We start from the raw sequence: 18,541 nt of genomic DNA, 5'->3' as shown, positions 1-18,541 counted from the left end.
GTTCGTCCTGAGCCAGGATCAAACTCTCCAACAAAAAATTAGTTGAACAGCATCCTGACAACAAACAAATGTTGCCAAAGGAATCCCAACCAGCCCGACCCGAAGGCCCGACCAGTCCGGGGTATAAATCATAATTGGCACTGGCTTTACAAGCACCCTGTTGAGTTCTCAAAGAACAACCACACACCGATCAGAAGCCCCACATCAGTGGAACCCCGTTTCGGGGCAACCGCTCAAACCTACTTGGTCGAACTTTGATTGTCAACCTCGTATCCGAGGTGATCAATCTGGTTCGTCCGGACCCACGATGACGCACGCCGTACCCGGCGGTCGTTACTCTCGTGGGAAGCCGCAGACCGGCCGATCACCGCTTCGCGGCTCTCCGCCCGGCTCCTGCCGGCTTCAGAACTCTACCCGGTCGGCTTCGCGTTCGCAACTCCGTTTCCGGAGTGTTCCGCACCGCCCGATCCCCAGTCCCGCTCGGCGTTCCCGCCACGATCCTGGTGCCCGGTCTCGGCCAGTTCGTCCGGCCTCCCCCGTGCAGAGAGAAAGTTACGCGGACAGCCCGGAGAAGGCAAATCAGGGTTCATCACTGGTTCGGGCGAGCGGATCGGCGCGGTCTGCGCTGCGGTCGGCAACGCGGCGCGCGCCGTCGTGCCAGAGTGTCAGGCATGGATGAGTCCGGGCTGGACGCCACGGTGTTTGCCGAGGAAGCGCTGCTCGGCGTCCTCCTGCCGTTCTGGCAGCTGGTGATCGGCGCGGTCGTGCTGGTGGTCCTCGTGCTCTCGGTGGGAAGACTGGCCCGCCGGGGCAGATCCCGGATGACGACCGCCCTGGTGGTCACCGCAGTCGTCATCGCCGGTCTTGCGACGATCGGCGTCCTGCTGGAGGGCTGAACGCTCAGAGCCGGCGGTTGGCCAGGCTGGGCAGCTCGGCCCGGATCGCGGCGAGGCGGTCGAGGTCCAGGTCGGCGACGGCCACCCCGGGGCCGTCCGGGAGTTGCGTGAGGACAGTCCCCCACGGGTCGACCACCATGCTGCGCCCGAAGCACGTGCGGCCGGGCTCGTGGTCACCCGTCTGGCCGGCCGCCGCCACGAAACACTGGTTCTCGATCGCCCGGGCCCGCAGCAGGACCTCCCAGTGGTCCCGCCCGGTGTGCAGCATGAACGCCGCCGGAACCACCAACAGGTGGGCGTCACCCTCGGTGGCGAGCCGCCGGTACAGCTCGGGGAAGCGCAGGTCGTAACAGATCGACAGCCCGACCCGGAGACCCTCCACGTCCACGACGACGGGTTGCACGCCTGGCGCGACGCTCGCCGATTCCCGGTAGGAGACCCGACCCGGGATCTCCACGTCGTACAGGTGGATCTTGCGGTAGCTCGCGGCCAGGCTGCCGGCGCGGTCGAAGACCAGCGACGTGTTCCAGGTGTGCTCCGGGTCCGGGCCGGCCTCGTGGAACGACCCGGCCAGCACCCACATGCCCAGCCGCCGTGCGACCCCGGCGAAGAAGCTGCCCACCTCGCCGTCGACAGGCTCCGGCGCGGGCAGACCCGCCGCGGGGCCGAGGTAGTCGACGTACTCCGGAAGGATGGCGAGGTCCGCGCCGCCGTCAGCGGCGCGTTCCAGCAGCACCTCGGCGGCGGCCAGGTTGGCCTTGCGGTCATCCCGGGCGTTCAGCTGGCAGACGGCGACGCGCATGAGCCCAGAGTACGGCCGGGACGGCCGACGCGGACAGCGTCAGATGCTGGCCAGCACCAGGGCCCCCGCGGCGAACCCGAGGCCGGCGATCTGGACCGGCCGCAGGCGTTCCCTGTCGACGGCGAGCGCGAGCAGCACCGTGCTGGCGGGGTAGAGCGCGGCGACCGCCGCCACGATGCTGAGGTGACCCCGCGCGGCGGCCGCCATGAAGAGGGCGTTGGCGGCGCTGTCGAGCAGACCGGCGACGGCCGCCCAGCCCAGCACCCGCCGGTCGAGCCGAAGCCGCACCCCGGTGCCGGCGGCGAGAACGAGGCCGAAGGCGATCGAGCTGGCCCGGACCGCCGCCACCGGCCACATGCCGGCGCTCTCGCTGGCCTGGCCGAGCAGCGTGAAGAAGACGCCGAAGAGCGCGCCGGCGGCGAGGGCCAGGCCCACCAGCCGCGCGGGAGCACCCGAGCCGCTGCCCCCTTCGCCCAGGCTCACCAGGGCGATCGCCACCACGGCGAGGCCGGCCCCGGTGAGCGCCAGCGCGCCGGGGAAGCTCGACGTGAACAGGCCGGCGACGATCGGCACCACCGCGGCGGTGATCGCGGTGACCGGCGCCACCACTGCCATCATTCCGCCGGCGAGGGCTCGGTAGAGCAGCATGACGCCGCCGGTGCCAGCCACCCCGGCGAGCAGCCCCCAGGCGATGTCGGCCCCCGTCGGTGTCCCGGGCACCACCAGCACCAGCGCGACCAGCAGGGGGACGCTCAGTAGCTGGGAGACCACTGTCACGGCGATCGGGTCCGCACGACGGGACGCCTTGCCGCCGGAGAAGTCGGCGGTGCCGAACGCGAGCGCGGACACCGCTGCCAGGAGAATGGGTAGCATGCCACTGTCGTACCACAATAGTGACCGCAAGGGATAGTTTAATGACCGACACAGGTGGCCGGGTGGGCGCGGTGACCGCCGCCGTGGCCCGGCAGGTACGGGAGCTGCGCGCCGCCCGGGGCTGGTCCTTCGAAGAACTGGCCGGCCGCTCCGGGGTGAGCAAGGCGATGCTCGTGCAAATCGAGGGCGCGCGCACCAACCCCAGCGTCGGCACCCTGTGCCGGATCGCCGACGCGTTCGGCGTCAACATCGCCCGTCTCGTCGAACCCGACGAGGAGCGGGTGGTGCGGATCAGCCCCACGGCCGAGGCACCGGTGCTCTGGCAGGGCGAACACGGCGGCACCGGCCGCCTGCTGAGCGGGCTGGGCGAGCCCGATCTGGTCGAGCTCTGGGACTGGCGGATGGAACCCGGGGAGGCACACCGCTCCGCCGACCACCCCCGTGGCACCCGCGAGGTGCTGCACGTCCTCACCGGCGCGGTGATCGTCCACGTCGACGGGCAGGACCACGCCGTCCGGACCGGTGACACGATCGAGTTCCACGCGGACCGGGAGCACGGCTACCGCAACGACGCCGGAGAGCCAGCCCGGCTGATGATGGTGACTGTCACCCCGTCGGGCGAGTGGGACCGCCGAACACGGTCACGCCGGCCGCGTCAGTAGCGAACGGCCGGCGTGAGGTGGGGAGGATCAGGCCGACTTCTCCTCGCGGTCCCGCCGGGCCCGACGCCCGGTGAACTCGCGCGGAACGATTGTCGGGTTGACGTTCTCCAGGACGACCTCGCGGGTGATCAGCACCCGGGCGGCGTCGGGGTTGCTCGGCACCTCGTACATCGCGGAGAGGAGGACCTCCTCGATGATGGCGCGCAGGCCACGGGCGCCGGTGCCCCGCAGCATGGCCTGATCGGCGATCGCCTCCAGAGCCGGCTCGTCGAACTCCAACTCGACGCCGTCCAGCTCGAACAGGCGCTGGTATTGACGGACCAGAGCGTTGCGGGGCTCGGTGAGGATCCGCACGAGCGCGCTGCGGTCCAGGCTGCGCACGTTGGTGATCACCGGCAGCCGGCCGACGAACTCGGGGATGAGCCCGAACTTGAGCATGTCTTCCGGCATGACCTGGCTGAAGATGTCATCGGTCGACCGGTCGGAGACCGACCGGAGCCGGGCGCCGAAGCCGGTGCCGCCCTGACCGGTGCGGGATTCGATGATCTGATCGAGACCGGCGAACGCGCCGCCGCAGATGAACAGCACGTTCGTGGTGTCGATCTGGATGAACTCCTGGTGCGGGTGCTTGCGGCCGCCCTGCGGCGGCACGTTCGCCACCGTGCCTTCCAGCATCTTGAGCAGAGCCTGCTGCACACCCTCGCCGGAGACGTCCCGCGTGATCGACGGATTCTCCGACTTGCGGGCGATCTTGTCGACCTCGTCGATGTAGATGATGCCGGTCTCGGCGCGCTTGATGTCGTAGTCGGCGGCCTGGATCAGCTTGAGGAGGATGTTCTCCACGTCCTCGCCGACATAGCCCGCCTCGGTGAGCGCGGTGGCGTCGGCGATGGCGAACGGCACGTTCAACATCCGCGCGAGGGTCTGCGCGAGGTGGGTCTTGCCGCAACCCGTCGGGCCGAGCAGCAGGATGTTGGACTTGGCCAGCTCGACGGCATCACTGCCGGAGCCCGGCGCGTTGGCCGCCTCTGCCTGGATCCGCTTGTAGTGGTTGTAGACCGCGACGGCGAGCGCCTTCTTGGCCTGATCCTGACCCACCACGTAGTTGTCGAGGAACTGGCAGATCTCCATCGGCTTGGGAAGCTCTTCCCACTTCACCTCGCCGGACTCGGCCAGCTCCTCTTCGATGATCTCGTTGCAGAGATCGATGCACTCGTCGCAGATGTAGACCCCTGGGCCCGCGATGAGCTTCTTGACCTGCTTCTGCGACTTACCGCAGAAGGAGCATTTCAGTAGGTCGCCGCCGTCACCGATCCGTGCCACCTACGTTCTCCCTGCACTCATCGGCCGGAGACCCGGCCCTGACCTGCGGGCGCTGCGCGCCGCCCGGCTTGTTTCACCTCGCCGGCTCAACCGGCGAAGCGGTACGGACCCGACGTTACCCGCTGGCGGGGCATTCTCCGACCCCCAAAACGGGTGTGTCAGAGGTCGGCCGGGAACGGGCGCCCCGGCCAACCTCTGACCCGGTATTGCTCAGCTGGCGGAGTGGGTCGCCAGCAGACCCTTCTTGCGGCTGGTCAGGATCGTGTCGACCAGCCCGTACTCCTTGGACTCCTCGGCCGTCATGATCTTGTCACGGTCGATGTCCTTGCGAACCTGCTCGATCGGGCGGTTGCAGTGGCGGGAGAGCATGTCCTCCAGCTGCGTCCGCATCCGCAGGATCTCCCGGGCCTGGATCTCGATGTCCGAGCCCTGCCCGTAGCCGCCCTCGGTGGCCGGCTGGTGGATGATGATCCGCGAGTTCGGCAGAGCCATCCGCTTACCAGCGGTGCCCGCCGACAGCAGCACGGCCGCCGCGCTGGCGGCCTGCCCGAGGCAGACCGTCTGGATGTCCGGACGGACGTACTGCATGGTGTCGTAGATCGCCGTCATCGCGGTGAACGAGCCACCCGGCGAGTTGATGTACATGATGATGTCGCGGTCCGGGTCGGTGCCCTCAAGCGTCAGCAGCTGGGCCATCACGTCGTTTGCCGACGCGTCGTCCACCTGGACACCGAGGAAGATGATCCGGTCCTCGAAGAGCTTGTTGTACGGGTTCGACTCCTTGACCCCGTACGACGTGCGCTCGACGAACGACGGCAGCACGTAGCGGTTGTGCACGGCCGCGAACTGGGGCGGCAAGCTCAGATCGGTCATCGTCAGCTCCTCAGCTCAGGGTCCCGGCGCCATCCGGAACCTGGGCGGCCCCGATGATCACCTTGTCGATGAAGCCGTAGTCCATGGCCTCCTGGGCGGTGAACCAACGGTCCCGGTCCGAGTCCGCCTCGATCTGCGACTGGCTCTGGCCGGTGTGGTGCGCCACGCGCTCCTGGAACATCCGCTTCGTGTAGAGCATCTGCTCCGCCTGGATGGCGATGTCGGACGCCGTGCCGCCCAGACCACCGGACGGCTGGTGCATCATGATCCGAGCGTGCGGCAGGGCGTAACGCTTGCCCTTGGTGCCCGCGCAGAGCAGCAGCTGACCCATCGAGGCGGCCATGCCCATCGCCACTGTCGACACGTCGTTGTCGATGAACTGCATGGTGTCGTAGATCGCCATGCCCGAGTAGACCGAGCCACCCGGCGAGTTGATCCACAGGTTGATGTCGCGGTCCGGGTCCTCCGCGGCGAGCAGCAGCAGCTGCGCGCAGATGCGGTTGGCGACCTGGTCGGTCACCTCACTGCCCAGGAAGATGATGCGTTCCTTGAGCAACCGGTTGTAGACCGAGTCGTCGAGGTTGCCAATGGAGTCGCCACCGCGCGCGTCAATCGCCCGGAGCGACTTCTTGGGGATGTGCATGTCGGTCATGGCAGCCCTTCGCTCTCCGTACCGTCTTTCCCGACACTAACCGCTGTGCGGGGCGGCAGAGTCCCGGTCGGGGCACTGTTCGCTCTCAGCGCAGTTGCGTCGGGCGCACCCGCGGCGCGGGGCTTCCGGGCGGACCCGGCAGTGCTTGCTGCCCGGGCGTACCCGGAAAGGATGTGGCCGCCACCCACCGCGCAGCGGCGGACGGCGGCCCCACCCGACGATCAGTGCTCGTGGTTGTGCTCCGCCTCGTTGGCGGCGCGCAGCGCGTCCAGGGTGACCTCGTTGCCGGCCGAGTCCTTGATCGAGATGCGCTCCATGACGGCCGCGAGCGCCTTGCCCCGCCGCACGTCGCCGAAGACCGCGGCGGCAGCGCCGGAGCGCACCAGCTGGTCGTAGTACTGCTGCGGGGCCATCCCGGCGCGCTGCGCCCGGTGCACGATCTCGTGACCAAACTCGTCGTCGGAGACCTGGACGTCCTCCGCGTCGGCCAGCGTGTCCAGCAGGAGCTGGACCTTGACGCCCTCGGTCGCCGCCTCGGTCAGCTCGGCGTCGATCTGCTCCTCGGTCTTCTCCTCGGCGGCCAGGTACTCCTCCAGGGAGGCGCCGATCCGCTCCAGCTGGTCGACCATCGCCTGCTTGCGGCTCTCGACCTCCTCGCGGACGACGCCCTCCGGCGCCGGCACCTCGGCGGCCTCGACGAGCTGCGCCAGCGCCTTGTCCCGGGCGGCGTAGATCTGCTCGACCTGCTTGCCCTGGGTGACCCGCCCCCGCAGGTCGCCGCGCAGCTCCTCGATCGTGTCGAACTCGCTGGCCATCTGGGCGAACTCGTCGTTCAGCTCCGGCAGCTCCTTCTCCTTGACCGTACGCACGGTCACCGCCACGTCGGCGTCCCGGCCGGCGAAGTCGCCGCCTACCAACTGGGTGGTGAAGGTGGTGCTGTCGCCGGCGGCGAGACCGACAACGGCCTCGTCCAGGCCCGGCAGGAGCTGCTTGCTGCCCACCTCATGGGAGATGTTGCTCGCCTGGCCGCCCGGCACGTCCTCGCCGTCGACGGTGGCGTTCAGGTCGATCTGCACGTAGTCGCCCTCGGCGGCGGCCCGCTCGACCGTCTTGAGGGTGGCGAACCGCTCCCGCAGGTTCTTCACCTGCTCGTCGATCTCGCTGTCGTCGATCTGCAGCTCGTCGACTGTCACCTCGATGGTGGACGCGTCGGGCAGCGTGATCTCCGGACGGACGTCGACCTCGGCGGTGAAGTTCAGCGAGTCACCGTCGTTGAACTCGGTGATCTCGACCTCCGGACGCCCCAGCGTCTTCAGGTCGTGCTCGCGCACCGCGGCGAGGATGTTCTCCGGGATGGCGTCCTGGACCGCCTCGTTGAGGACGGTCCCCCGGCCCACCCGCTGGTCGATCACGGCGGTCGGCACCTTGCCCCGGCGGAAGCCCGGGACCTGGACCTGCGAACCGATCTCCCGGTACGCCTTCTTGAGGCTCGGCTCGAGCTCGACGAACGGCACCTCGATGGCGAGCCGCACGCGCGTCGGGCTCAGAGTCTCGACGGTGCTCTTCACAGGCGTACTCCTTGACGGATCTGGGTTTGATTCTGGGCCTTCGATTGGCCCATCGAGTGTAGGCGAGCCGACACGGCCGGCTGCTAGTGCCCGGGGCGACCCGGGCACTCACGACAGTCGGGGTGGCGGGATTTGAACCCACGGCCCCTCGCTCCCAAAGCGAGTGCGCTACCAAGCTGCGCCACACCCCGTGGCGACGTGCAGTCTATGCCGTCGCCGCGCCCCAGGCAGTGCCGGGGCGTCCCCCACCCGGACAAGTCATCCGAAAGACCCCAGAGCGGTCTCCCAGTCCGGCACCTGCGCGGCTCGCGCGCGGTGCGAGGGCCTGCGGCGCCGCGGGGCGGGTGGCGCGGCTGTGCATCGGACACGGGCATTGGGTAAGCTGTCGGCGCGTCCCGTTTCGGCGGGGCGAGCGCGGGCGTAGCTCAATGGTAGAGCTTCAGTCTTCCAAACTGACTACGCGAGTTCGATTCTCGTCGCCCGCTCCACCCTCGAAGGCCCAGGTGGACCGCATGATCTCGCTGCCTGGGCGGGTTTGCCTCCCCTGCTCCGGATGTTGCGTGCCAACCACAGCCGCCGTCGACCACTTCCGGCGAGGTGTCCATCGCCTGAGCGATCTCGGGGTGCCCGGCGTCGAGCCGGCGACACCGAACAAGCAGCCTCCGGCACCGACCGGGCTGCTGGTCACGCTCCGAACGGCTGGAATTGGCCATCGGCTTCCGCGTCCGCCGCACGTTCGTACTCACGCTGACGGGTGAATACGCGCCCCCGCTCCACCCGCAGATATTTTCCCTCGTGGGGAAAGGCGATCACCGTCCTGTTCCGCCCACGACTCACCTTGAGGCTTCCGTTTCCCAGCGCATCAAGGAAGGACGCGATGTCGTGCTGGACTTCGTCCGCGAACCACCGCTGCCGCGGATCAGAGATGTCGTAGAGGTCGGTGTCGATGCTGTACCGGAGCTCGGGTGACTCCCCGTCGCGGTCGACGACGAACTCGAGCAGGATGCCGGTCGGGCCGACGCCCACCCGCAGGTGGAAGAGCTTCCCCGAGACCCGGTACGAGCGCACCTCGCCTCTGGCATCGAGGTTGACGTCGAAGCCGCGTTGGCTGAGCCGTGCCATCACGAGATCAATCTCGCTGTCCATCTTCTGAGCCATCAGCTACCAACTCTTGTAATAAGATTTGCCGAACCAATTCAGGTCAATACCGACTTTGCGCAGCTCGAGGTGGAGATGGATGGGTGACAGAGCCTTACCCAGAGGACCCAATTTCTTGTAGTGCTTGGGGGCAGGCCCCAGCGACACCCGCACCGGCGTGCCGGGAATGATCCGGCCGACACGGATGAAGTTGTTGCCCCCATTGATCCACTTTCCGAACTTTGCGAATATGTTCGGCGTGCAGGGAGCCAGACCGAGAGGGTCGATCTCATACGTCGGATTCGGCACGTACGCATGCGGATCAGGCGCTGCTTGCTGACCGAGAGGGTCAGCGGAGGCGTAGCGGGCGGTGTGCGGATCGTAGTAGCGGTGATAGTTGTACGAAGCGCCGGTTTCCGGGTCGTGGACCTGACCGGGAAAGCGCAGCGGGCAGTCCACCCCGGCGCTGCTGACGTGGGTCGGAACACCCCAGATGGTCGTCCGCTGCTGCCAGGCGACGTCACCGGCCGGGCTGACCAGCTCGGTGGGCGTGCCGACCAGGTCGGTCACGATCGCGTAGAACCGCCGGTCCACCTCAGCCTGATCGGCCTGCCCCTCGGTCTGGCTGATCGGCGTGCTCGTGCCGGGGGCGTACTCCCAGGTGCTGGTCCGGCCGCCGTCCTCGCCGCGGTGGGTCTGCTCGATCAGTCGCGGGCCGTCCCAGACGAAGTCGACCTGCTCAGCCACGCCTCCGTTGGCGTCGAGGCGTTGCTTGGCGACACGACGGCCGAGCGCGTCGTACCGGTAGCGCCAGCGGGTGCCGTCCGGCGTGGTCACGCCGGTCAACCGGTCGTCGCTGTCCCAGGTGTAACGCCAGGTGGACGGCTTCGTCGAGCGTTCCCTGCGCTGCCGCAGCGTCATCCTGCCGGCCGCGTCGTACTCGTAGCGCACATTCCCGGCCCGACGGATGAGAGTGCCTGTGTAGTCCCGCCCGCTCCCTCCCGAGCCACTGTCATCCGACCCGGGCCAGCTTGCGGTGGCGATGGCGCCGGCGTCGTCGTACGCATACGACTCGGTCCAGTCACCGGCCCGAACGGCGGTGATGCGGCCGGCCCGGTCCAGCTCCAGCCGACGCTCACCGGTGAGCTGGTCGGCGATGTCGGTCAGATAGCCGTCGGCCCGATACCGGTAGGCGCGGTGAGCGACCAGGTCCGGCACCGCGGCTGGTCCCGCGGGAGCGGCGGTGAGGATCTGCGAGAGCAGCCGGTGGTTGGCGTCCCAACTCTGGGTCAGGGCGAGAGCGCCGACCGTCCGTCGGGTTTCCCGCCCGGCCGCGTCGTGAGTGAAACCCACCGTCGCGGTGCCGGTGCGCAGGGCCACCGGCCGGTCCCCAGCGTCGTACTCCCAGACGCTCTCCACTCCCGATGGCGTACGCCGGTGCGTTCGCCGGCCGAGCACGTCGTAGGAGCAGCTGAGCACCTGGCCATCCCGGATCTCGGCGAGCACCCGACCCAGCGGGTCCCGCTCGAACCGAAGGTCGGCGTCGGGTGAGCTGGCGCGCAGCAGCTGGCCCGTCAGGTCGTACGCGAAGGTGGTGACGCCCTCGACTGTGCGCTTCTCCACGACGTCACCCAGCAGGTCGCGGACCCACTCGGTGCTCTGCCCGGCCCCGTTGGTGCGGGCCACGAGCTGACCGGTGGCGTCGTACCCGTAGGTCTGGGTCCTGCCGTTGAAGTCGGTCTCGGCAATCAGCCGACCAGCCGGGTCATAGTCGTAGCGCCAGGTCAGCCCCTGCGCATTGGTGACAGTGGTGAGCCGCAACTCGGTGTCGTAGGCGAAGGACAGCCGCGCGCCGTCCGGCCCGGTGCGCGCCACCGGCAGGTCGAAGGGCCCGATCTCGAACTCGGTGGTCGCCCCGGTCTGGTCGGTGTGGGTGACCAGATTGCCTTCCGGGTCGTAGGTCCACTCCTCGCTCGTCCCGTCCGGGGCTCGTAGCCAGGCGAGACGACCCTCGACGGTCCAGCCGAAACGGGTTGTGCCGCCGACCGGGTCGGTCACCTCGGTGGGGCGTCCGGCCGAGTCCCGCCGGTAACTCGTCACCGCGCCGGTCGGCTCCGTGGCCCGGCTGATAAGCCCAGACGCATCGGTCGTCACCAGGAGGGTGTCGTTGAGCGCGTCGGTCACCTCGGTGAGGTGCCCGGCTTCGTCGTACCGGTAGCGGGTGACAGCGCCGATCGGGTCGGTGACCATGGTCAGGTTGCCGCGCTCGTCGTAGGAGCGCAGCCAGATTGATCCGTTGACGTCGGTGACGACTGCCGGCTGACGCAGATCGGTGTACGTGGCAGTCGCCCGCGCACCGTCCGGGCGGGTGACCTCAACCAGGTTGCCGTCGTCATCGTAGGACCAACGAGTCGTGCGGCCGAGAGCATCGGTCTCGGTCAGCTTCCGGTCGAAGCTGTCCCAGGTGAAGGCCGTGACGTTGCCGAGTGGATCAGTGACTCGGTGGACCTGGCCGCGTTCGGTCAGCTCGTAGGTCGTGGTGGAGCCGAGCGAGTCGACCACCGCGGTCCTGCGCTCGGCCGGGTCGTAGCGCAACTGCGCCGACACGTAGCCGCCGGAGCCGGCGGCGGCCACGCAGCGTCCCTGCTCGTCGTAGGTGTAGTGATACTCCTGCTCGTTGCGGTCCTGCCAGCGGGTCAACCGACCGTCGTCGTCATAGGCGAACCGCAGCGGAAGCCCCGAACCGTTGATCACCTCGGCGAGGTGGCCATCGTCGTCATAGGTGAACCGCACGAGGGTCCGTGCGTCACCGGAGGGGTCGGCGTCGAGCAGGCTCAGCGCCGCCACCTGTCCGTGCAGGGTGTCCACCGCGATCCGGTACCCGCCGCTGTGCCGGATCTCGGTGACCGCGCCGTCGCTCCACTCCAGCCCGATGCGGTGACCGTTGCGGTCGGTGACGGCATCCAGGGGCAGCACCCGTACGGGAATGGCGTCGCCCTCCGGCTCCGGAAGGTCGGGCACCTGCCGGAAGTGCAGGGTCCGACCGGTCTCGGGCTGGTCGACCCGGTATCCGTCAGCCGTCGGTGTGAGCGGCCAGCGGGGGCCTGTCTCCGGCAAAGCCTGCCCGCCGTCCACGGGCGTCGGGTAGGTGAGGACCATGCCGTCCTCGGCGACGAAGCAGACCCCCTCGTCGTCGACCTCGACACGCTGGTCCAGAGTCGACGCCCAGGACGGCCCGAACCACCGACCCACCCGGTACGACGACAGGTGACTACGAGACAGCAGTAGCGGGAGCAGACCGGGCAACTCGACGTCGGTCTGGGTCAGCACCACCTCGCCGCTGGCCACGTCGATCGGATCGGCAGCAACCTTGCGCGCGCCGAAGGGAATACTCGGACGGGGCAGGTTCGGGAGCGCCGCACGCGCCTTGGTCAAACCCCTCGCGAGCGCCGGCAGCCCCCGCTTGGCCAGGGCCAGGGCGGGCTTGGCCAACTTGGCCAAACGACCGATGGGCACGACCGTCAACACCGTATCGATCAACAGATTGGTCAGACTGCCCTTACCCGTCGCCGCATAGAGCGACGCGTCGATCAGCAGAGCCGCCGCACCCGCGGCGATCGCGATCGGTCCCGTGATCGGCGCGAGGATCGGAATGAAGGACAACAAACCGGCAACCAGCGAGACGATCTTCAAAGCGCCGGAAAGCTGCGCCAGCAGCTCCTGATTATCGCGCACGAAGTTGGTGAACTGACCCTTCAGATCCCACCACTTCGGATTCTCCTTGAAACGCAAACCCTTGGCGTCGTTCACGACCCGCACGCAGTCGCGCACCGCCGTGGACAACTCACCCCGCAGGGTGCCCGCCTGGGCCACGCACTCATCCCAGTCCCGCTGCGCCTGCGACAACGCCGAACCCGCCGCACCACTGTCCGACCGGTACGTGTCCGGCTCGGCAGCAGCCTCGTCCGCCGGCCGGTCGGCAACCTCCCGCTCATGACGCTTGTCAGCCTGCTCCGCCCGATCCGCCCGCCCCCGCGCGGCCTGCAACGCCGCCCACAAACCCGGAGCACGCTGCGCCAACGGACGCATCCGATCCTGCAACGACGACAGCGAGGTTGCGAACGCCGTCAACCCGCTCGACACCCTGCCGAACGCATCACCGGTAATCCGCAGATGATCCGGCATCTGCGCGTTCAGGCCCTCCCGAAACAGATCGGCCTCCGGCCCCACGAACTGACTCGTGTCCAAGCCGGTGATCTGACCCGCAGCCTGCGTCGCCGCCGAGCCGAAACCCTGCCACCGCACCGCCGACGATCGAATCGCCGACGGGTCGCCTTCCATCCGAAACAGATGCGCCGGAAACTCCGCCATGCCGCCCGGACCTCCCCGTGTCCACGCCAACAAGCCCGTATCCGCAACCCGCAAGACGCCGCAGCGCGGGAGGCAACTACCCGCCCGGCACCACGCAGCACGGGTGCGGTCGTTCCACAGTCATTCGAACATAGACATGCAACGAATTCCGCCCATGCTTCGGTCGCATCTCGCACCATCTGAGCAATCGCGCCGGCACGCCAATCGACATAGCGAAGACCGAACCCGGGGGCCACGCCGAGTGCGTGGATGTTGCCAGGCGACCTCGCCGTCCGGGCCGACCAACTCGGTGTGGACGCGGCCAGCCAGGTCGATCACCCGGGTGGCCGCATCGCGAACGTCGGCGAGACTCCCCATCGCCGATCGCGCCAGCGCAGAGGGCTGGCCGGCGAAACTCACGAAACGACTCGGAAACTGACGGTTAGCAGCTTCGCCAGTCCCAGGAGGGATCGGCATCCAACCGTTGAAGAACTTCGGCCCAACTCAGGATCTCGCCGTAGTTCGTGTCGATCAACCCATCGATGCCCTGGGTGACGTCATGGAGGAGATCACGGATGCACGAGATGTCGGAATATTCGACAGTAATAGCGCTGAAATCGCCGAGCTCACCCCGGATCCGATCGATATCTTCCTCATCGAGATCTTGGATCACGTCCCCGGAGAAATCCAGCCCAAAACGGCACGTTTCCCGATCAAGGTAATCGAACAACTCTCCCTCCTGGTACGCGCCGGCCCTCCGCAGCCGATCCGCCAATTCCTTGCCGCTGCTGGTGGGAGTCAGGAGCACAACAGTAGGGCGCACAGCAGGTGCTCCCCTCTCAACGAACGAAGGGGTCAGCTTCGGGTAAGCGCCGACCCGGAACGTCTGCTCGCCCGGCGCCCCGTACCGCTACGGCGACGCGCCCGGACACCGATCGACGCCCGGACACGGCCGCGTGAATGGATCAGCCCTGCAGAGTCCCCCGCACCTGGCCGCGCATCTCCTGCACGGACGTGGTGGTCTGTCCCAGGGCCTGCTTCACCGAGTCGAGGATCTGCTTCACGGTGTCCGCAGCGGTGTTCCACTGCATCTGGATGCCGTTGTAGATCTCCATCTCGTCGCCCTCCCAGTTGGCTTTCACCCGGGTGACGAAGTTGGTCAGATCGTCGAGGCTTGCCTGGACCCCGTTGGCGACCGAAGCGATGTCGCCCTGCGCCGACCCAGCGGTCGACTCGTCGTAGCTGAAGACGTCACCCATGATCCCCGTAGCCTCTCGTCAGCCCCGGAACTTCGCGCCATCCCAGTTGGACGACCCCATGGTCGACTGCAACTGGCTGGTCTGCTCCGAGTGGTAGGTGTCGTAGAGCTGCCCGGCCGAGCCCACTCGGCTGGTGATGTCCGTCAGTGCCTTGTTGAGATCGGCCATCGCGGTGTTCCACCGCTGCGTCAGCTGGTCCCAGCTTTGGAACGCGGCGCCCTTCCAGACGGCCGGCAACGGCTCGATCGCGCTGATGAACGAGCTCGCCTGGCTGTTCAACGCGGCGACCGAAGTGTCCAGATTTGACGAATGCTGGTTGACCGCATTGTCGGTGATCGAAAACTTCGCACCCATCCGAAGCCCCTCCCGTGAACTCGACCCACAGTCATTCGAACATAGACCCACACCAACCTTTCGGTGTTACCTCAGTCGCATATCTCGCACAATGTGCGCGGCCATGTCGAGAACGATCTTCTCGGTGGCAGGCGTCAGATCGGCCCAGCGCAGTGGGCCGTCGGCCCGTAGTGCCGGGTCGAACGGCAGAACGACTGTCGTGACGCCACCGGTACCGGCCGACGACGGCCCAGTCGTGGCGACGGAGGACTGCGCATCGCGGCGGACCAGCACCTGTAGGCCCACCCGGTCGAACGGCTCACGCAGCAGCGGGGCGATCCAGGACCGGCAGTCGGCGAGCCACCGAGGGCCACGCTCATCGCTCGGGACGACGAGCACCACCCGGTCCGCCCGGGTCAGCACCGCCGGTACGACCGGATCACCGGTCAGCGGCGGGGTGTCGACGACCCGCACGGGAAACCAGCGGCTGAGGGTGGCCGAGACCGTGCCGTACTCGGCCGCCGTCACCGGCGACTCGACGCCGCCCGGCGGGCCGGCCAGCAACATCGCCCGCTCGGCCAGCGCGAGGCGCTCGCGCAGCCACCGGTGGCCCACCGCCGGCCGGCGGCCCACGGCGACGCCCCGCAGACCGAGACCGGTCAACACCGCGTCCGTGGAACCGGCGGACCGGATCGCCAGCCGGCCGTGCAGGCCGCCACCGTGGCCGGTGTCCACGGCGAGGACCGCGGCGGCCTGGTACCGGGCCAGTGCCGAGGTCACCAGTGCCGCCACCGTGGAACGGCCGGTGCCGGAACCCGGCCCGACCACGGCGATCGTTCCCGGGCGGAGCCGGGCGGAGAGGATTTCCGCGCGCTCCCGCTCGGCGCGCACCTGTGCGGTGATGCGGGGGTCGAGGGCTCGCACCATCGTTCGGCCGATATGTCGGTACTCGGTCATCGGGTTCTCCGGTATAGACGTGAGTTGTTAGCCTTACTGGGCGATGACGGGGAGGCAGGATGACGTACGTTCAGTATCCTTATGCGACGCTGGTCAGCCTAGGCGGAAATCTCACCACCCTTGCCGATCAGCTGGAGACGGACCACCGTGGGGTGGTCGACTGCGCCGGTCTCAGCGATGATCATTCCGATATCCAGGGCGCGATTTCCGATTTCCGCGACGAGTGGAAGACCAGCCTTCTCGAGTTGATGAACAACATCGGTGAGTGGGGTGGGCTCTCCAGCGCGATCGGCAAGATGGTCGCCGACTTCGACAGCCAGACCGCTGCGGCGCTGCGCCCGAGCGAATCGTAGGGGCGCGGCGTGAGCGACGTTTCCATGCTCGACCCGCTGCCCTCCCACGACCTGAAACTCAATCCGCACGCGCCGCATCCGGATTTTCCGTGGTTCATCGGGGTTCCCTCGGACTGGGCGTTGCTCGACACCAACCCGGAGTCCTGGCAGCGCAGCGCTGCCCGGATGGTCGACGACCGGTTCTTCGGGCAGCGGCTACGCGCTGCCGAGCGTCGCGGGGTGCTCCAGTTCGTCGAGCAGCTCGTCGCCGACTGTCAACGGGCCGGCACCGCGTTGAGCCTGGTGCGGCTGGGCCGGATGTCCACCGGCGCGGTCGGCAGCGCCGGGCTGCACCTGGGCTGGTTCGACTCCGCGCCGCAGCCGGCAGGCCTCGCGCTGGTCCGGCAGACACTGCCGCGCACCGGCACGGCGGAGGAGGTCGACACCCCCCTCGGGCCGGGCATCCTGCACCGCGACGTCGCCTCCACGGTCCCACCGGGCGGGCTGACCCGGGTCCGTTCGACGGTGCTGCAACTCTTTCTGCCGTTGTCCGGCACCACCTGGACGGCCGTGCTGAGCGCCGCGACGCCACATCCCGAGCTGGAGCAGATGCTCACCGACGTGATCGTCGCGGTGGCCCAGAGCATCACCCCCGCCGACCCGGCCGAGGTGGCAGCGGCCCACGAGGCGCGACGAGACCACGAGGCCGAACGAGACCACGAGACCCAACGAGACGGCGAGCATGACTGAGCGCGGCCGTGGCTGACAGCCGGGACCGGGTGGTGGTCGAGGCGCACGCACTGCGCACCGCCACGGCCAAGGCCGCGTTGCTGCACGGGTCACGGCGCGGCCCACGCGATCTGCGCCGCCCCTACGCGGCAGTGATCGCGAGCCTGGTCGTCGGCGCCCTCCTGCTGGTCGCGGTCTGGGCCGTCACCACCATCGGCGGACTGCTCGCCGAACAGCGGCAGAAACGCGGGCTGGCCCCCGCTGTGGCCCCGCAACAGCCGCCGGACGGCGTACGTCCGTTCCTCGTGCGAGCGGCGGAGCCGATGATCCGGTCGGAGCCGGCCGCCACGTTCGTGCCCACCCAGCGCCGGCCGCGCTGAGCGGCTGAGCAGCGGATGGCGCTCACCACCCGCTCAGCGGGCCGCCCAGTCGAAGCCACCGAATACCGCGATCACCAGCGGCGCGAGGCTGACCACCGCGAGCACCTCGGCCAGGTCGAAGAGCTGTCGCAGCCGGGCGGCACCGACGTCGTCCAGCCGGGGACGACCGGCCCAGAGCACCACCGCCGCCACCACCAACGCGCCGACCGCGGTCAACCAGGCCGTCACCACGTCGTCGGCGTCGGCCAGACGGACGACGCCGAGCACCGCCACGGTGGCCGTCGTCACCGGTGGCACGAGCATGGGCAGCACCTGACCCAGCCGGGTGAAGACCCGCGACCGCAGCGCGAACACCAGTCCCAGCACACCGCCCAGCACCACGCCGACGCCGGCCGGCCCGGTCAGCAGCACGACGCAGGTGGCGGTGGCGGCCAGCGCGACACCCGCCACGGCACCGGACAGCACGGCCTGACCACGGCGGACCGCCGCCGCGACCAGGTGCCGCCCGACCCACTTGCTCTCCTCCTGGCGGCGCAGCAGATCGACGAGACGGGCCGAACCGAGCGCGAGCTGGGGTGCCAGCCCCACCGCGAAGACGACCACTACCGAGCCCACCGCCGCCGCCTGCTGCACGTCGAGCCCGGCGGCGAGCAGCGCGGTGCCGAGCCCCCCGAGAACCGCTACCGCGACTCCGCCGGCCGCCACCCCGTACCAGCGTTCGCCAATCAGGGCGAACAGGGCGGCGCCGAGCCCGCCTCCGACGGCGCCGGCGGTGAACCAGGCCGACTCCGGCCAGTCGGCGGCGCGGGCCAGCGCGACGCCGGCGACCAGCCAGGCCGGCACGGCCGCCGCAGTCAGGAGCGTGCCGCCGGGCGCGCCACGCACGCGGCCGGCCAGCACCGCCAGCGCGGCCACCGTGGCCAGCAGGGCAGGGGCAGCGGCCTCCGGCACGGGCATGGTGGTGAGCGCGTACGTGAGGGTCAGCACCACGACACCGGCAAGTGCCGCGGTGCCCGTCAGCCGGGCGGTGTCACGCCACTCGCTGCCGTCACCGTCCAGAGTGGCCTGAACCTCGTCCACCACGTCGTCGACGAGCGGCGGCAGGGGCGCCTGCTCGGGCGGAGTCAGGTAGAGCGTCTCGGCGTCGATGATCCCGGCCTCGTCCAACGACCGACGGGGATCCAGCCCACCACCACCCAGAGTGGACAGGCTCCAGCGGCCGGCGGTCTCGGGCGCGAGCGAGAGCAACTCGCACATCTGCGGCACGAACTCCAGCACCGGACGGGCCGCCGGCAGGCTGATGTCGAGGCTGCGCCCGCCGGCCACCACTGTCACTCGGGTGAATCGGGTTGCCATGACCCTCCGTCCCCGCACGGTCGGCTCAGTGTGTCGACCGGTACTACTGTAGGCAGTCG

General features: G+C 68.8%; 18 protein-coding genes and 2 tRNA genes. 6 read left to right on the top strand and 14 right to left on the bottom strand.

Features of this window, described 5'->3' with window-relative positions; translation table 11 throughout:
- Positions 1–671: 671 nt before the first annotated feature.
- Positions 672–896 (top strand): hypothetical protein, encoded by a 225-nt coding sequence (locus ACGFIE_RS27380; protein WP_363690037.1) that lies wholly within the window; start codon positions 672–674, stop codon positions 894–896.
- A gap of 4 nt (positions 897–900) precedes the next feature.
- Here the strand turns inward: ACGFIE_RS27380 and ACGFIE_RS27375 are convergent, their stop codons facing one another.
- Together ACGFIE_RS27375 and ACGFIE_RS27370 are read right to left on the bottom strand one after the other, a co-directional pair.
- The gene (locus tag ACGFIE_RS27375; RefSeq protein ID WP_393299780.1) at positions 901–1,698 is read right to left on the bottom strand and encodes a carbon-nitrogen hydrolase family protein; all 798 of its coding nucleotides are present in this window, start codon (positions 1,696–1,698) and stop codon (positions 901–903) included.
- A 39-nt stretch (positions 1,699–1,737) separates the two neighbouring features.
- Positions 1,738–2,571: an EamA family transporter gene (locus ACGFIE_RS27370; protein ID WP_393299777.1), complete on the bottom strand. Its 834-nt coding sequence runs from the start codon at positions 2,569–2,571 to the stop codon at positions 1,738–1,740.
- Between the two features lie 41 nt (positions 2,572–2,612).
- Here ACGFIE_RS27370 and ACGFIE_RS27365 point away from each other — a divergent pair, with 41 nt between their 5' ends.
- On the top strand, positions 2,613–3,233 hold the full coding sequence (locus tag ACGFIE_RS27365) for a helix-turn-helix domain-containing protein (protein WP_393299774.1): 621 nt from the start codon (positions 2,613–2,615) through the stop codon (positions 3,231–3,233).
- 27 nt (positions 3,234–3,260) lie between these two features.
- Here ACGFIE_RS27365 and clpX read toward each other — a convergent pair whose 3' ends face one another.
- From clpX to ACGFIE_RS27340, 5 genes are all read right to left on the bottom strand, one after another.
- Positions 3,261–4,556 carry an ATP-dependent Clp protease ATP-binding subunit ClpX gene (gene clpX / locus ACGFIE_RS27360; RefSeq protein WP_007464107.1) on the bottom strand — a complete coding sequence of 432 codons (1,296 nt, stop codon included), beginning with the start codon at positions 4,554–4,556 and terminating at the stop codon, positions 3,261–3,263.
- A 210-nt stretch (positions 4,557–4,766) separates the two neighbouring features.
- A complete protein-coding gene (locus tag ACGFIE_RS27355; RefSeq protein ID WP_007464109.1) occupies positions 4,767–5,429 on the bottom strand; it encodes an ATP-dependent Clp protease proteolytic subunit in 663 nt (220 codons plus the stop codon).
- Between the two features lie 10 nt (positions 5,430–5,439).
- Positions 5,440–6,081, bottom strand: coding sequence for an ATP-dependent Clp protease proteolytic subunit (locus ACGFIE_RS27350; RefSeq protein ID WP_007464111.1), 642 nt, complete (start codon positions 6,079–6,081; stop codon positions 5,440–5,442).
- A gap of 221 nt (positions 6,082–6,302) precedes the next feature.
- The gene (gene tig, locus ACGFIE_RS27345) at positions 6,303–7,649 is read right to left on the bottom strand and encodes a trigger factor (protein ID WP_393299771.1); all 1,347 of its coding nucleotides are present in this window, start codon (positions 7,647–7,649) and stop codon (positions 6,303–6,305) included.
- Between the two features lie 117 nt (positions 7,650–7,766).
- Positions 7,767–7,840: transfer RNA gene (locus ACGFIE_RS27340), tRNA-Pro, on the bottom strand.
- Between the two features lie 223 nt (positions 7,841–8,063).
- Between ACGFIE_RS27340 and ACGFIE_RS27335 the strand changes: the two genes are divergently transcribed.
- A tRNA-Gly gene (locus ACGFIE_RS27335) sits at positions 8,064–8,137 on the top strand.
- A 196-nt stretch (positions 8,138–8,333) separates the two neighbouring features.
- On the opposite strand, the gene ACGFIE_RS27330 is transcribed toward ACGFIE_RS27335, so the two are convergent.
- The 6 genes from ACGFIE_RS27330 to ACGFIE_RS27305 all read right to left on the bottom strand — a co-directional run bounded on the left by ACGFIE_RS27330 (position 8,334) and on the right by ACGFIE_RS27305 (position 15,685).
- The gene (locus ACGFIE_RS27330) at positions 8,334–8,807 is read right to left on the bottom strand and encodes a hypothetical protein (RefSeq protein WP_393299768.1); all 474 of its coding nucleotides are present in this window, start codon (positions 8,805–8,807) and stop codon (positions 8,334–8,336) included.
- Positions 8,808–8,810: 3 nt separating this feature from the next.
- The gene (locus ACGFIE_RS27325) at positions 8,811–13,157 is read right to left on the bottom strand and encodes a DUF6531 domain-containing protein (protein ID WP_393299765.1); all 4,347 of its coding nucleotides are present in this window, start codon (positions 13,155–13,157) and stop codon (positions 8,811–8,813) included.
- A 421-nt stretch (positions 13,158–13,578) separates the two neighbouring features.
- Positions 13,579–13,959 carry a hypothetical protein gene (locus ACGFIE_RS27320; RefSeq protein ID WP_393299762.1) on the bottom strand — a complete coding sequence of 127 codons (381 nt, stop codon included), beginning with the start codon at positions 13,957–13,959 and terminating at the stop codon, positions 13,579–13,581.
- Between the two features lie 142 nt (positions 13,960–14,101).
- Complete coding sequence (locus ACGFIE_RS27315; RefSeq protein ID WP_203177115.1) at positions 14,102–14,395, bottom strand: WXG100 family type VII secretion target; 294 nt, start codon at positions 14,393–14,395, stop codon at positions 14,102–14,104.
- A gap of 18 nt (positions 14,396–14,413) precedes the next feature.
- Positions 14,414–14,749 (bottom strand): WXG100 family type VII secretion target, encoded by a 336-nt coding sequence (locus tag ACGFIE_RS27310; RefSeq protein WP_363690054.1) that lies wholly within the window; start codon positions 14,747–14,749, stop codon positions 14,414–14,416.
- Between the two features lie 66 nt (positions 14,750–14,815).
- The gene (locus tag ACGFIE_RS27305) at positions 14,816–15,685 is read right to left on the bottom strand and encodes a hypothetical protein (protein ID WP_393299759.1); all 870 of its coding nucleotides are present in this window, start codon (positions 15,683–15,685) and stop codon (positions 14,816–14,818) included.
- A 59-nt stretch (positions 15,686–15,744) separates the two neighbouring features.
- Here ACGFIE_RS27305 and ACGFIE_RS27300 point away from each other — a divergent pair, with 59 nt between their 5' ends.
- Genes ACGFIE_RS27300 through ACGFIE_RS27290 form a run of 3 tightly spaced genes read left to right on the top strand, consistent with a single transcriptional unit; the run spans position 15,745 to position 17,126 of the window.
- Complete coding sequence (locus ACGFIE_RS27300; protein ID WP_363690058.1) at positions 15,745–16,038, top strand: hypothetical protein; 294 nt, start codon at positions 15,745–15,747, stop codon at positions 16,036–16,038.
- 9 nt (positions 16,039–16,047) lie between these two features.
- Positions 16,048–16,767, top strand: coding sequence for a hypothetical protein (locus tag ACGFIE_RS27295; protein ID WP_393299756.1), 720 nt, complete (start codon positions 16,048–16,050; stop codon positions 16,765–16,767).
- Between the two features lie 8 nt (positions 16,768–16,775).
- Positions 16,776–17,126 carry a hypothetical protein gene (locus ACGFIE_RS27290; protein WP_393299753.1) on the top strand — a complete coding sequence of 117 codons (351 nt, stop codon included), beginning with the start codon at positions 16,776–16,778 and terminating at the stop codon, positions 17,124–17,126.
- Between the two features lie 33 nt (positions 17,127–17,159).
- Here the strand turns inward: ACGFIE_RS27290 and eccD are convergent, their stop codons facing one another.
- Positions 17,160–18,482, bottom strand: a complete 1,323-nt coding sequence (gene eccD / locus ACGFIE_RS27285; RefSeq protein ID WP_393299750.1) for a type VII secretion integral membrane protein EccD — start codon at positions 18,480–18,482, stop codon at positions 17,160–17,162.
- Between the last annotated feature and the right edge of the window lie 59 nt (positions 18,483–18,541).

The sequence above is a fragment of the Micromonospora sp. NPDC049275 genome (genome assembly GCF_043197115.1).
Lineage (GTDB): Bacteria > Actinomycetota > Actinomycetes > Mycobacteriales > Micromonosporaceae > Micromonospora.
The sequence above is the reverse complement of the archived record's forward strand: the minus strand, read 5'-3'. Positions and strand labels throughout refer to the sequence as shown.

What these genes read in the sequence shown, in the direction of transcription:
- ACGFIE_RS27380 (WP_363690037.1), top strand. Translation starts at nt 672, where the DNA reads ATGGATGAGTCCGGGCTGGACGCCACGGTGTTTGCCGAGGAAGCGCTG.
- ACGFIE_RS27375 (WP_393299780.1), bottom strand. Translation starts at nt 1,698, where the DNA reads ATGCGCGTCGCCGTCTGCCAGCTGAACGCCCGGGATGACCGCAAGGCC.
- ACGFIE_RS27370 (WP_393299777.1), bottom strand. Translation starts at nt 2,571, where the DNA reads ATGCTACCCATTCTCCTGGCAGCGGTGTCCGCGCTCGCGTTCGGCACC.
- ACGFIE_RS27365 (WP_393299774.1), top strand. Translation starts at nt 2,613, where the DNA reads ATGACCGACACAGGTGGCCGGGTGGGCGCGGTGACCGCCGCCGTGGCC.
- ACGFIE_RS27355 (WP_007464109.1), bottom strand. Translation starts at nt 5,429, where the DNA reads ATGACCGATCTGAGCTTGCCGCCCCAGTTCGCGGCCGTGCACAACCGC.
- ACGFIE_RS27350 (WP_007464111.1), bottom strand. Translation starts at nt 6,081, where the DNA reads ATGACCGACATGCACATCCCCAAGAAGTCGCTCCGGGCGATTGACGCG.
- ACGFIE_RS27330 (WP_393299768.1), bottom strand. Translation starts at nt 8,807, where the DNA reads ATGGCTCAGAAGATGGACAGCGAGATTGATCTCGTGATGGCACGGCTC.
- ACGFIE_RS27325 (WP_393299765.1), bottom strand. Translation starts at nt 13,157, where the DNA reads ATGGCGGAGTTTCCGGCGCATCTGTTTCGGATGGAAGGCGACCCGTCG.
- ACGFIE_RS27315 (WP_203177115.1), bottom strand. Translation starts at nt 14,395, where the DNA reads ATGGGTGACGTCTTCAGCTACGACGAGTCGACCGCTGGGTCGGCGCAG.
- ACGFIE_RS27310 (WP_363690054.1), bottom strand. Translation starts at nt 14,749, where the DNA reads ATGGGTGCGAAGTTTTCGATCACCGACAATGCGGTCAACCAGCATTCG.
- ACGFIE_RS27305 (WP_393299759.1), bottom strand. Translation starts at nt 15,685, where the DNA reads ATGACCGAGTACCGACATATCGGCCGAACGATGGTGCGAGCCCTCGAC.
- ACGFIE_RS27300 (WP_363690058.1), top strand. Translation starts at nt 15,745, where the DNA reads ATGACGTACGTTCAGTATCCTTATGCGACGCTGGTCAGCCTAGGCGGA.
- eccD (WP_393299750.1), bottom strand. Translation starts at nt 18,482, where the DNA reads ATGGCAACCCGATTCACCCGAGTGACAGTGGTGGCCGGCGGGCGCAGC.